This is a genomic window from Cupriavidus sp. FW305-F7 (genome assembly GCF_058782875.1).
The window spans coordinates 165,052-177,790 of record NZ_JBYSYC010000005.1; the positions used below are offsets into that span (position 1 = coordinate 165,052).

Sequence of the window (12,739 nt, forward strand, 5' to 3'; positions counted from 1 at the left end):
CCGGCCTGTACGGGAATTCAGCGGTTCAATGCAAGACCGGGGGCTGTTGCTCGCCGGCGCCGGTTGCCAGCGCAATGATCTGTTCCTGCATGGCGGCGGCATCGGCGCAGCCCGGCACTTCGCCGGCCAGCTCGCCTTCGCGCATCACCAGCACGCGGTCGCACAGGCCGACCACCTCGGGCAGTTCGCTGGAAATCATCAGCACCGCCACGCCGGAGCGCGCCAGCTCATTGATGAGCCGGTAGATCTCGGCCTTGGCGCCGATATCCACGCCGCGCGTGGGCTCGTCCAGGATCAGCACGCGCGGCCGGGTTTCCAGCAGGCGCGACAGCATCACCTTCTGCTGGTTGCCGCCGGACAGCGATCCCACGTTGACCTGCGGGTGCGCCACGCGGATGCCGAGCGAGCGGATCGCCGCGGCGGTGCGCTGGCGCGCGCTGGCGCGGTTCAGGCGCCCGCCCCGCAGCGCATCGCGCGCGGCCACGATCAGGTTGATGTTCTCGTGCACGCTCTGGTCCAGGAACAGGCCCTGCAGCTTGCGGTCTTCGGTCAGGTAGGCAATGCCGGCATCGATTGACTGGCGCGGGCCGGTGACGGCCAGCGGCGTGCCGGCCACGAACACGGCGCCATCGGTGCGGGCATCGGCGCCGAAGACCAGCCGCGCCAGCTCGGTGCGCCCGGCGCCCACCAGCCCGGCCAGGCCCAGCACCTCGCCGGCGCGCAGGTCGAAGCTGCAGCCGCGCACGCGCCGGCCATCGGACATATTGCGCACCGACAGCATGATCTCGCCCGGCGCGGCCTCGCCATGGGTCTTGGTGTAGAAGCCGGACAGGTCGCGCCCGACCATCATCTTGACCAGCGCCGCCTGCGTCAGCGCCTCACGCGTGAGCGTGCCGACAAAGCAGCCGTCGCGCAGCACGGTGACGCGGTCGGCCAGCTCATCGATCTCCGCCATGCGGTGGCTGATGTAGATGATGGCCATGCCTTCGGCGCGCAGCTGACGGATCAGCGCGAACAGGCGGTCGGTCTCGCGGGTGGACAGCGGCGTGGTGGGCTCGTCCATCACCAGGATGCGGGTCTCGAAATGCACCGCGCGCGCAATCTCCACCAGCTGGCGCTGCGCGATCGACAGCGTATGCACCGGCGTCTGCGGCGTGAAGTCCGCGCCCAGCCGGGCCAGCGTGGCCTCGCAGGCGCGCGCCATGGCGGCGCGGTCGACCATGCCGCGGTGGTGCAGGTGGCGGCCCAGGTAGATGTTCTCGGCCACGCTCAGGTTGGGCGCCAGGCTCAGCTCCTGGTAGATCACGGCCACGCCGTGGGCACGCGCCGTGGCCGGGCCGTCGATGGCCACCGGCTCGCCGCTGATGCGGCACTCGCCGCCCGGGTCGGCGATATAGGCGCCGGACAGGATCTTCATCAGCGTGGATTTGCCCGCGCCGTTTTCGCCCATCAGGGCATGGACTTCGCCGGCGTAGACGGTCAGCTCCATGTTGCTGAGCGCCTTCACCCCGGGGAAGGTCTTGGAGATATTGCGCAGCTCGAGCAGCGGGGCGGGGCCCGCATGGCCGCCATGCAGGTGCGCTGGCATGGGCGAGGTACGCGGTGCTTCAGACAATGGCATGGCTGGCCTCCGGAACGATGGCAGACGCACCCCGTAGCAGCTCGGCGCGCGGCGAGAAGTTCATGAACATCGGCAGCGACGCGGCACCCACCGCGCCGGCGTTGGCGCCAAAGCAGCCGCGCACCACGGTGGCGGGCGCGCGGGCTTCGGGGGCGCCTTCATCCAGCGCCTGCTGCAGGCGCGCGATCAGCGTGGCGACCAGGCCGCCGTCGATATCGGCATCGAAGATCACCAGCGGCACGTCGAGCACGGCGAGGGCGGACTGCAGCGCAGGCGCCAGCGCATCGACGCAGTCGGCAATCCATTCCTCGACCGCGGGGTGGCCCAGCTCGACCTGGCGCTGAAGGTCGGCATGGCCGTTGACCACCACGCCGTGGTGGCGCAGGTGGCGGGTCAACGCGTTGAGCGACGCGCGCGAGATCAGGATGTCACGCCGCTTGCCGTTGCCGGCGGCACCCGGCGCGGAGGGCAGGGTGCTGGGCGGCACCGGCATCATCGCGATATCGCCGGCATTGCCGGAGACACCGCGCACGCAGTCGCCATTGAGCACCACGCCGCCGCCGATGGCGGGGCCAAGGAAGACGTAGAGGAAATGCTGGGCATGGTGGCGCCCGTAGAACAGCTCGGCCACCGCGGCGGCGGTGCCGTCGTTCTCGCCGAAGACCGGCAAGCCGGTGGCGGCGTTGAGCATTGCCGGGAAGTCAGCCTGGTCCCAGGCGCGGAAGCTTGCCTGGAAGGCCTCGCCCTGTACGTCCAGCTCGCGCAGCCAGGCACCCAGGTTATAGGGCTGCGCCACGCCGATGCCCAGCAGCCGCTTCTGTTCGGCGGGGGTGAGCAGGGCGCGCAGCTCGGCAATATCGTGCCGCACCATGTCCAGCGCCTGGTCAGGGTGGGGCAGGACCAGCTGGTGGGCGCGGCTGGCCAGGATATGGCCGGCAAAGTCCACCATCACCACCTCGATGCTCCCGCGGTCCAGCCGTACGCCAATGCCGAAGGCGCCCTTGGGCTGCAGCCGGATCAGGCTGGCGGGCTGGCCGCGCTGGCCTTCCGTGCGGCGCCCGGACTGCTCGACCAGGCCTTCCTCGGACAGGGTCTGCACGATGCTGCCCACCGCCGTATTGGTCAGCTGCGCCATCCGCGCCAGATCAGCCTTGGAGGCCTCGCCGGCACGGCGCAGCGCCAGCAGCAGCGCGCGTTCGTTGTACAGGCGCAGGCTGGCGGAATTCACGCCACGGCCCGCTTTGGATGCGGTCATCTTGTCTCCGTCCGCTATTAATTAATTCACCTTGAATTAAATGATATGAGAGCGCAGAACTCAACCGCGGGGAAACCCGGAGGGCGGATGCGGCGCCTGGGCGCCAGGTGATGGGGAAGCCACTGTCGTGGCTCGGATGCGGAAGAAAGCGGCGGTCCGTGCGCAGGGGGACCGCCGGGGTGCTGCCCGGGAGCGGGCTTATTGTTTGGTCATCTGCATGGTGAAATACCCGCCGGTCCCGGTGCTGCCGGCCATCACCAGCGTGCGCGCATAGCGCGTGCTGCTGTTCACGATGATGCTGCCGTCGGCCGGCATCAGGCGGAGCGCGGCAAAGCCCTTGTGCGGCACGCCAGTCGACAGCGCGCAGCCGGTGCTGCCCGGCTGCGTGGAGTTTTCGGCAACGGTCCTGACCGCATACAGGTTCTTGGCCGATCCCGGGGTGGCAAGCGTTGCCGTGCCCTGCAGGTCGCAAATGCGGGTGCCGCTGGTATAGGTACCGGTGACGTTGCCGGCGATGGCAGCCGTGGTCCACGGCTAGCGCGCTGGACGGATCGTAGGTACCGGATAGCACATTGGTAGGGTTGCCTGGCGTGGCGACGAAATTGCCGTCAAAGCGCTGGCCCGGGGTAATGGTGCCGGCCCCGGTGGCCGGGTAGGCAAAGCCGGTTTCGTACAGCGTGCCGGGGCCCAGTGTCCAGGTCGAACCAGAGAACTGGAACGCGCCTCCCAGCACGCCCGTCAGTCTCGCGTGCACGAACTTCCCGCTGTTGTCGACCAGCGTGGCGTTCATGACGCCGACCCAGAGACCTTCGCTGTCATTGCCGACGGCTGCCGTCGAGCCCGGTTGCGGTGCGCTCAGGCTCGGCCGTAGCTCGCCAGTGGGTTCAGGTTGCGGTGCTGGATCCGGCTTTGGCCCGGGTGCCGGTGCCGGACTATTTTCAGACGGTGGCGTTTGTGGCGCCGGTGTGGGCGTCGCATTGTCCCCGCCGCCGCCACAGGCGGCCAGCAACGCGATGGCCGACAGCAGGGCTGCCGGCATGGCTATTTTCTCATTGGATTTCACCTCCGGATTGTGGGAACGGTCTTGCTTTCCCGTTGCATACAGGCGCCGGCGGATCCCATTACGGATTGGTTGCGTCGGGCGACGCGGTGGGAAATGCCGACCAGCCAAGCTATCGATCCGGGGTTGGCAGGTAAATCAGACGGATCTGAAATACGGGGGAGAAAATGCCTGAATGAAGTGTCTAGGGTAGTGGCTACAGGCGGCCGCGCATCCGGCGGCCGCCTTCGGAAGCGTCAATCCGGCAACGCGCCCGCCTGCCGCAGCGCCGCGCGTGCGATCTCCATGCGCGCCTTGGCGTGCTCGGGCCGCAGCATGTCGAGATTGAGCGCAAACAGGTAGTCATCATCGCCACGCTCAACCCAGCCCACCAGCCAGCCCACCGCCGGCCTGGCCGAATCGGCCCAGCCGGTCTTGGCGTGCAGGGTGTAGGCGGCGGTGCGCTCCATCACCGTAATGTCGTCCACGGCCTTGAAGGTGGTTGGCGAGAAGGGCAGCGTGCGCTGCACCACGCCCTTCAGGAAGTCGATCTGCTGGTAGGCGGAAATCTGCAGCGTGCCGTTCAGCCAGAAGCGGTCGACCTGGCCTGAACTGTTGGCATTGCCATAGTGCGACGCAGTCAGGTAGCGCTGGTAGGCCGCGCTGCCAACCCGCCGCGCCAGCGCCTGGTAGGCCGGCACGCAGGAGTTGGGGAAGGCCACGCGCAGCGGCACGTCAGCGTTGCAGGCCTCGGGCAGGATGGCCTTGCCGCCGACCAGCCAGACCTTGCCGTCCCACGGCAGCTTGTCATGGTCGACGTCGGCCACGGCGCCGCTCTCCAGGCCGATCATCGAGTTCAGGATCTTGAAGGTCGACGCCGGCGAGTACTGCGTGGACGCACGCGGCTTGTTGTAGGTCAGCATGCGGTCGCGCCGCAGGTCGTAGATCACCATGGTGCCGGTGGCATCGGCCTGGCGGAACAGCGCCGCGGCATCCAGCGGGACTTCTTTCGGTGCCGCCAGGGCGGGCACGGTGGCGGCAAGCAGGCCGAGGCCGATCGCCATCGGTGTCAGCAAACGAGCAAGATGATTGTTCATGGCTGTGCAGAGGAGTTGAGGGGATGGCAATCCGGGCCCGGACCGTGGTGCGCAGCATAGGAGAGCGCCCGGATAACGCCAACCGCACCGGCTGTAACTTGCGTAACATGACGGGCGCCGCCTGGCTTTCCCCGCGATTTCCCCGTTCCCAGACTGCCTGATGCCAGCCACGCCTGCCCCGATCCGTATCGACGTGTCGGCCCCGTACCGGGTCGACGGCCAACCCGCGCGCTACCAGTCGGTCTGGCTGCTGGCGCGCATCTGGCATGCGCATCGCACCGGGGAGGGAGGAGTCACCGCGGCAGTGGTGCGCAGCGCCTTCCCGACGGCGGCCAACCTGCGCATGCTGGCGTCGCGCGCGTTTGCGGACTTTGCGCGCTGGCAGGTGGCGGTTGGATGGGGCGCCGACCGCCAGCGCGATCCCGCTGCGGCCAATCCCGCGCACCGCAGCCGCGGGCCGTTCTGGATCACGGCAGCGAGCGCGCGGCGCCTGCGCTTTGTGGCGGACGGGCGCACGCTGGGCCCGGCCGCGCTGGCCGGCCATCTTGCCTTTGCCACGGCGCCGCAAGCGGCGCCGGCCGGCCAGCCGGACGGCGTTGGCTACGTGATGCGCGACATGGCCTTCTGGCGCGAGCTGACCCAGGCCATGCGCGGCGCCCAGGACGGCCACGCGGGCATGCATGGCTCAGCCGTGGCCGAATCCTTCCGCGCGGCTGGCCGCAGTGCCGGCGACGGTTTCCAGCAAGCCCTGTCGCTGCTCAAGGAAAGCCTGGCCTGGCGCCGCTGCGGCCGCCTCGATCAGAGCCGGGCGGCGCTCAGGCGTGTCGACCGCCTGGTGCAGGCGGCCGAGGCAGGCGCGGCGACGCCCGCGTTCTGCGCCATGGCGCATATCGTGCGGGCCTGGGAACGGTATACCCGCGGCGACAGCGACGGCGCGCGTGCCGGCCTGGAAGGACTGCACTCCGATCCGGAACTGCGCCTGGTGGTGCGGTACAACCCGCGCGTGCGTTTTGAAGTGCTGAACCTGGAAGCGCTGCTGCACAAGGCCGATGCCATGCGCGCCGGGCATGCCTGCACGGCGCAGGCCGCGCAGCTGGCGCTGGATACCTTCGCCGGCGCGCTGCAGGCAGCCTACGAGGCCGATTCCGTCGACGCCGTGCAGCATGCCGCGGCCAATATCGGCCTGTGCCTGTGGCTGTTCTGGCAGCACGGCCTGGTCGATGCCGCGCGGGTCTTGTCCGCCAGCGCGGTGCAGCGGCAGGCGATGCGCTGGCTGGGCTTGTCGGAGTGGATCTGCGACCGGTTCGGCGTAGGCGGCGGCACGGCGTGGAACGCGATCTTCCTGCTGCGCATCGCACGCGGCAGCTGCGGGCCCGATACCCCGCCGTCCGACCGGCCAGCCAGGGCCAACGACAGCATGGCCGCGTTCCGCCGCCAGCGCCCGTTGTCCGTTGCGGACGCTGTCGACGCCCTGCGGCCGTTCCACGCGCCGTTCGCGCCGGCCAAGGGCTTCGTGCGCTGGTCGGCCGTGGCTGCGTTCGCACTGGAAGACCATGACGCCGGCCACATCAGGCTGGGGCCGTTGCAGCTGGCCAACCTGCTGCTCGAATCGGCCTGGTATCTCACCCACGAGCAAGGCGCGACCGCAATGGCGTGCGCAGCAGTGGAGCGGCTGGCCGCCCAGCTGCCTGCGCTGCGGCCGGCCGAGCGTGCGTTCTTCACCGCGGAACTGCGTGCCTTGCCGCCAGAGTTGCGCGATGCTGCCGCAGAAGCTTCTAGGCGCAGGCGCAAGGCGGCGTGAGGGCAGCGCGCTAAGCCCCGGTTGTGCCGGTCCGGTTTGCGCGGGACAGCGCAATAGCGGCCGGCAACAAAAAAGGGCGACCTTGCGTCGCCCTTGCTCACTGGCAAGCCAGAGTCAGTCGAACAGCTCGTGCCAGATGCTCTTCTTCTTATAGTGCTTCTGCTCGCGCTCATAGTGCCGGTCGCGGTCGCCATGGCCGCGCTGGTATTCCTGTCGCGGGGGCGGAGTTTGCTGCGGCATTTGCTGCATGGGCACCTGCTGCACCGGGGCGGCTGCCACGGAGCGCTCGAGGATCTTGTCGAGTTCGCCCCGGTCCAGCCAGACACCGCGGCATTTCGGGCAGTAATCGATCTCGATGCCCTGGCGTTCGGACATCACGAGTTGCGTTTGCGGGCACACCGGACAATCCATTGCTTCTCCTCATTGAAGTGAAAACGTCAGGATATGACCGGCGCCAGCCCATATGGTTCGACCGGAGGATACTTGCAGAAGTGGTGCCGAGGGCGTTTGATGTGGTGCGCAGGCCCTGGCAGGCGCTCAGGCAGCCTCGCCGACGGTGCCGTGGCCGGCGTCTTCAGCCGGCTCGTCCTTGCCGCCGGGCAGCAGCAAGTTGAGGATCACCGCCGACAGCGAGCCCACCGTGATGCCGGAGCCAAACACTTCGTGGACAAAGGCCGGCAGCTTCGACAGCAGTTCCGGGCGGAACGTCACCGCCAGGCCGCAGCCGATCGACACGGCCACGATCAGGGTATTGCGCTGCGTGAACTTGACGGTGCTGAGCATCTGGATCCCGCCCGACACGATCATCGCGAACATCATCAGGCCGGCGCCACCCAGTACCGGCTGCGGGATCGTCACCACCAACGCGCCCAGCACCGGGAACAGCCCCGCCAGCAGCAGCATGACACCGGTCAGCGCGACCACATGGCGGCTGGCCACGCCGGTCAGCGAGACCACGCCGACATTCTGCGCGAAGGTCGACAACGGCGGGCTCGACATCAGTGCCGCAAAGGCCGAGCCAAAGCCATCGCACAGGATGCCGCGCGACAGGCATTTGCCGGAAATCGGCCGCTGCGTGGCCGCGCCCAGTGCCATGAACGTGCCCGTGGACTCGACAATGGTCACCAGGAAAGCGATCGACATGGCGACAATGCCCGAGATGGAGAACGACATGCCGAAGTGCAGCGGCTGCGGCACCGCGATGATGGGTGCCTGGTGAAACTGGGTGAAATCGACCAGGCCCAGTGCCAGGCAGAGCAGGTAGCCGCCGGCAATGCCGACGACAATGGCCGAGGCCGACAGCATGCCCTTGCCCCACTGCACCACCGCCACCACCAGCGCCAGCACCGCGACGGCAATCGCCAGATTGCCGGGCGCGCCATAGCGGCTGCTGCCCTGGCCGCCTGCGGCCCAGTCGATGGCCACCGGAATCAGCGACAGGCCGATCATGGTGACCACCACGCTGGTGACGGTATGCGGAAACAGCTTGCGGATCGCCGGCATGAAGAAGCTGCCCAGGATCATCACCAGCGAGCCCGCCAGCGCCGAGCCCAGGATGCCGGCCACGCCGTGTTCGACGCCCACGCTGATGGCCGCGCCGACAAAGGCGAAACTGGTGCCCATCACGCATGGCATGCGGATACCCACCGGGCCAATGCCCTTGCACTGGATGATGGTGACGATGCCCGAGCCAAGCAGGGCGGCATTCACCAGCGCAATGACCTGGTCCGGCGGCAGTTTCAGGGCACCGCCAATGACCAGCGGCACCGCAATGATGCCGCCCAGGGCGGCCAGCAGATGCTGGAGCGCAAGCAAAAACGTCGTCAGCCGCGGGGGGCGGTCTTCCACCTTGAACAGCAAGGGCGCCATTCATGTCTCCTGTTGTCTGGCCGGATATGTTTCCGGACTGTCTTGTTCTTCTGGCGCCGGGGGAGGGGCAGCCCCCGGCCCTGTCGTTGCGCGCTGCCGGACAGGCGGAGAAGACCGCCTGCAGCGAGCATGGCCGGGATCAGGTTCCAGGCCGCAACCGGGGAGCAAGAATAGCAGGGATAAGCACTCCGTGATACAAAAATTGCATACAATTTGTATCAGCTCCCTTGCATGGGAGGATAAGAACAGTGGAACAGCGCCGCGCGCCGGCGCGCGGAACAGGTCCGGGGCCGGCTACTCGCCGAAAAACACCCTTTCCGGATGCGGATGGCTGAGGAAGTCGTGGTGCGAGATGTGCCAGCCGTAGGCCCCGGCCAGCATAAAGACGATGCGGTCGCCCACGCGCACGCGCGGCACCGTTACCTCCTGCGCGAAGACGTCCTTCGGCGTGCAAAGCTCGCCGCAGATCGTGAGCCTTGCGTCAGTCAGCTCCGGGCGCGCAAACGGGTAAGGCCACGCGTCGTTCGGTGCGACGAAAAACGGATGATTGTGCTGCCACGACACCGGCAGCCGGAGATGGTGCGTACCGCCGCGCACGATGGCGAAGTGCTTGCCGTGATTGTGCTTGAGGTCGATGACTTCAGCCACGTAGCAGCCGCAGTCGGCGCTGATGAAACGGCCGCATTCCAGCACGATGCGGCAGCCGGGCCGCCGCTGCTGCAGCAGTTGCGCCAGCCCGGCGCAGAAGCGCGGCCAGTCAAAGGTGCGATTGGGATCGGTGTAGTCGATGCCGATGCCGCCGCCGACATTCAGCCATTTCAGCGCCAGTCCGTGTTCGTCACGGCATTGCTGCGCCAGCGCGATATGGCGTGAAATCAGTTCGAGATGCTGGTCGGCGTCCAGGCTGTTGGAGCCCGCGTGCAGGTGCAGCCCGACCAGGCGCACGCCGGGCAGGTCGCATGCCAACGCGATCACGGCGGGGAGTTCCGCCTGGTCGATGCCGAACTGCGTCGGACGCCCGCCCATCTGCAGCGTGGCGCCGGGCAGGCCGTAGGCCGGATTCACGCGCAGCAGCACGTCGGCGCGGCGGCCCATGCGTTGCGCGATGCGGTCCAGCCGGCGCAGTTGCAGCGCGCTTTCGACGTGGATCAGCCTGACGCCGAGGCGCAGCGCGCCCTCCAGCTCGGCATCGGTCTTGCCCGGGCCCCCGAATACGACCGGCACGTCGGCTTCGACGGCGCGCACGCGTTCGATTTCACCCAGCGACGCGACTTCGAAGCCGGCCGTTGCGCCCAGCAGCGCGCGCAGCACTGGCGCATCGCTGTTGGCCTTGATTGCGTAGTAGAGATCGCAGTCCTCGGGCAAGGCGGCAGCGAGGCCAGCCGCGCGCGTGCGCAGGTGGTCCAGGTCATAGAGATAGGCGCACGCAGGCCCCTTGCGGGGATCAAGTTCATCCAGGTAACGGGTGATGTTTTGCGGGTTCATGTGGTGGCGGGAAGGGGCGGCTTTATGTTGATGACAGGGAATGGGATTGCAGGTGTGCGGCCATGGCCCGGCGCGCGATGCCGCGGTCGTCGCCGAGCAGCAGCATGCGCGTGCCTTGCCGGCGCCAGAGCGCGGCGTCTTCCGGGGTGCGCGGCAGCGCGCAGAAATGCTTGCCATGCGCGCGCGCCGCATCGGCAATGCGCGCCACGGCGTCCCACACCAGCGGATGACGCGTCTGCCATGGCACGCCCAGTGATTGCGAGAGATCCGCGGCGCCTTCGAGCAGCACATCGATGCCGGGTATAGCGGCGATGTCATCGAGCGCATCGAGCGCGGCGCTGTCTTCGATCATCGCCACGACCAGCGTATCGGCGCCCGCTGCGGCAGTGGCGGCGGCAAGATCGTCGCGGCCGAACGCGCTATGCCAGGTGGCGTTCAGCCCCCGCTCGCCGGGCATGGGCTGATGCTGTGCGTAGTGGCAGAGCCTGGCCGCCTGCCTTGCCTGCGCTACAGCACTGATGCGCGGGAAGACGATGCCCTGGGCGCCGGCGTCCAGCGCCGGCGCCACCTGGTGCGGGGCCGCCACGCGCACCAGTGGCGCGATGCCGCTGGCGCGCGCCGCCAGCAGCATGGCGCCAAGCTGCGCGCCATCGATCAGCGTGTGTTCCAGGTCGATCACCACGAAATTATAGCCGGCGGCAGCGATCAGCTCGACGGTCAGTGCCGCAGGCGTCGAGCAGAACAGGCCGTGCAGCTGGCCGCCGCCCGGATCCGACAAACGCGCCTTCAGCGATCTCATGCCGCCTCTGCCTCCGCCAGCGCCAGCGGATTGGGCGCCTGCCGCGTGCGCAGCCGGATCTCGGGCATGAAGCGGCGGCTGGCCAACAGTTCGATCGACATGGTGGGCGCGAAGCAGTCGAAGCGCCGGAAGCTTTCAGCCAGGCGCGGGTGTGCGCGCTGGTAGCTGCGGATCACGCCTGCCACGATGGACCAGAACGCTGTTTCCTCGAGCTGGTAGTGGCCGGCAAGCAGTGGGGCCAGTTCGGCCAGGTTGACGAAGAACAGTGCGTCGCAGGTGAAGTCCCGCAGTTCATCGGCTTCGTCCGTTTCAATAAACGAGTTCGGGTTGACGCGCGCATGCTCGGCCGGCGGCGGCGTGAGTTGCGGCGCGGCGCCGGACAGCCACTGGCGCGAGAAGCGCACGCCGTCGTGAAAGTCCTTGAGCGCCACGCGCTGCGGCAGGCCGTCGACGTGCAGCAGCAGCATGTTCTGCGCGTGCGACTCGAGCGCGGTGCCGTGCTCCCAGAGCAGGTGCAGCACCGGCAGCCATGCACGCTCCACCAGCCGCTGCAGCCAGACGCGCACGCCATGACGGCGGACCCACGGCTCGATCAGCGGCAGGCCGTCGACATCGATATGGGTAAGCGCGGTCATGGGAATGGCGGCCTCGCCGGGTGCCAGATAGCGGTGGATGCTTTCGCGCCAGATGCAGGAAAGCGCGCCGTACTGGCCCTGCACCGGCGCGGCGGGCACATGGCTGACGCCGGCGACTTCGCGCAGCAACACCGGCGCGGCCATCGGCTTGGTCCATTCCGTGCGCGCCACCAGGCTCGCCAGCCAGTCACTCAAGACGGCGGCATTGCATACCGTGTGCGGCGCCAGCACGCGCGAAGTGGAGGTGTTGACGAGATTCATGGCCAGCTTCAGCGACAACGCATCGGCCTGATCGGCATTGGTGAGGGTGCGGATCGACTGCTGGGGCAGGTAGCGGCCCGGCATCTCGCCGACGGCGATCAGCTCGCCGCGCGCGAACGCGCCGTGGTAGCCCGGCGCGATGACCTCGTCCCATTGCCACGGGTGGACGGGCAGCGGCAGGTAGACGGCGGGATTGGCACCATGCTCGCGCAAAGCGGCCTCAAATGCGGCGCGCGCCGGCGGTGGCAGCAGGCTCTCGGGCGATGCCTCGGCGTTGCCGAGATTCCAGCGGCAATGCGAGCGGCGCGCTGCCAGCAGCACGGGCTGCAGGGGCGCGGCGCATTCCGGCGCGTAGCGTCCGTTGTCCGCCAGCGTGAAACCCATGCGCGATTTATATCCCGGGTGGTAAGGATGGGCACCCGTCAGCCGCGCTTCGATGGCATCGTAGCCGGCATCGCGCAACGGTTGTCCGGCGTGCCCGTTGGCATGGTGGGACTGCGCGTCCTTGACCTGCGTGGACAGCAGCTCCAGCCCGAACTGCTGCAGGCGCACCGGGTCGGCATCGAGCTGGCCGGCAAGCTCGGACAGCAGTTGCGCGACGTCGTCGGCTTCAGCCTGGCTCTCGCCTTCGCAACGGAGCACCGGCCCACGGATGCGGATGCGGCCGAAGCTGGCGGTGCGCTGCGCGGCGCAGCGATAGCTGACGGGCTGGCCGTCAGCCGTCACGCCGGGCAGTTCGACGCCGGCGTCGCTGACAATCACGTCGCGCAGGCAGTCTTCGAACAACAGGGCTTCCAGCAGCTGGCGCAGCACACGGCGGGCGGCTTGCTGGTATTGCGGGCTCTGGATCAGTCGTTGGTAATCGGTGGTGTTCATC

10 protein-coding genes are annotated in these 12,739 nt (G+C 68.3%); 1 reads left to right on the forward strand and 9 read right to left on the reverse strand.

Going from position 1 to position 12,739, the window contains the following annotated elements; translation table 11 throughout:
* Window positions 1–25: 25 nt before the first annotated feature.
* From AC3WL8_RS06885 to blaOXA, 4 genes are all read right to left on the reverse strand, one after another.
* Window positions 26–1,588 (reverse strand): sugar ABC transporter ATP-binding protein, encoded by a 1,563-nt coding sequence (locus AC3WL8_RS06885; RefSeq protein ID WP_153953575.1) that lies wholly within the window; start codon window positions 1,586–1,588, stop codon window positions 26–28.
* 19 nt (window positions 1,589–1,607) lie between these two features.
* A complete protein-coding gene (locus tag AC3WL8_RS06890) occupies window positions 1,608–2,876 on the reverse strand; it encodes an ROK family protein (protein WP_013953150.1) in 1,269 nt (422 codons plus the stop codon).
* Between the two features lie 198 nt (window positions 2,877–3,074).
* Window positions 3,075–3,224 (reverse strand): hypothetical protein, encoded by a 150-nt coding sequence (locus AC3WL8_RS06895; protein ID WP_492378039.1) that lies wholly within the window; start codon window positions 3,222–3,224, stop codon window positions 3,075–3,077.
* A gap of 948 nt (window positions 3,225–4,172) precedes the next feature.
* Window positions 4,173–5,012, reverse strand: coding sequence for an OXA-1206 family carbapenem-hydrolyzing class D beta-lactamase (blaOXA, locus tag AC3WL8_RS06900; RefSeq protein WP_492378040.1), 840 nt, complete (start codon window positions 5,010–5,012; stop codon window positions 4,173–4,175).
* 160 nt (window positions 5,013–5,172) lie between these two features.
* Here blaOXA and AC3WL8_RS06905 point away from each other — a divergent pair, with 160 nt between their 5' ends.
* Complete coding sequence (locus AC3WL8_RS06905; RefSeq protein WP_153953515.1) at window positions 5,173–6,813, forward strand: hypothetical protein; 1,641 nt, start codon at window positions 5,173–5,175, stop codon at window positions 6,811–6,813.
* Between the two features lie 114 nt (window positions 6,814–6,927).
* Here AC3WL8_RS06905 and AC3WL8_RS06910 read toward each other — a convergent pair whose 3' ends face one another.
* From AC3WL8_RS06910 to AC3WL8_RS06930, 5 genes are all read right to left on the reverse strand, one after another.
* On the reverse strand, window positions 6,928–7,224 hold the full coding sequence (locus AC3WL8_RS06910) for a TFIIB-type zinc ribbon-containing protein (protein ID WP_013953146.1): 297 nt from the start codon (window positions 7,222–7,224) through the stop codon (window positions 6,928–6,930).
* Window positions 7,225–7,350: 126 nt separating this feature from the next.
* Window positions 7,351–8,682 carry a nucleobase:cation symporter-2 family protein gene (locus AC3WL8_RS06915; protein WP_492378041.1) on the reverse strand — a complete coding sequence of 444 codons (1,332 nt, stop codon included), beginning with the start codon at window positions 8,680–8,682 and terminating at the stop codon, window positions 7,351–7,353.
* 294 nt (window positions 8,683–8,976) lie between these two features.
* Window positions 8,977–10,167 (reverse strand): type III PLP-dependent enzyme, encoded by a 1,191-nt coding sequence (locus AC3WL8_RS06920; protein ID WP_492378042.1) that lies wholly within the window; start codon window positions 10,165–10,167, stop codon window positions 8,977–8,979.
* A 22-nt stretch (window positions 10,168–10,189) separates the two neighbouring features.
* Window positions 10,190–10,966 (reverse strand): HpcH/HpaI aldolase family protein, encoded by a 777-nt coding sequence (locus tag AC3WL8_RS06925; protein WP_492378043.1) that lies wholly within the window; start codon window positions 10,964–10,966, stop codon window positions 10,190–10,192.
* Window positions 10,963–12,738, reverse strand: a complete 1,776-nt coding sequence (locus AC3WL8_RS06930; RefSeq protein ID WP_492378044.1) for an IucA/IucC family protein — start codon at window positions 12,736–12,738, stop codon at window positions 10,963–10,965. Before AC3WL8_RS06930 ends, AC3WL8_RS06925 begins: the two co-directional genes overlap by 4 nt.
* Between the last annotated feature and the right edge of the window lies 1 nt (window position 12,739).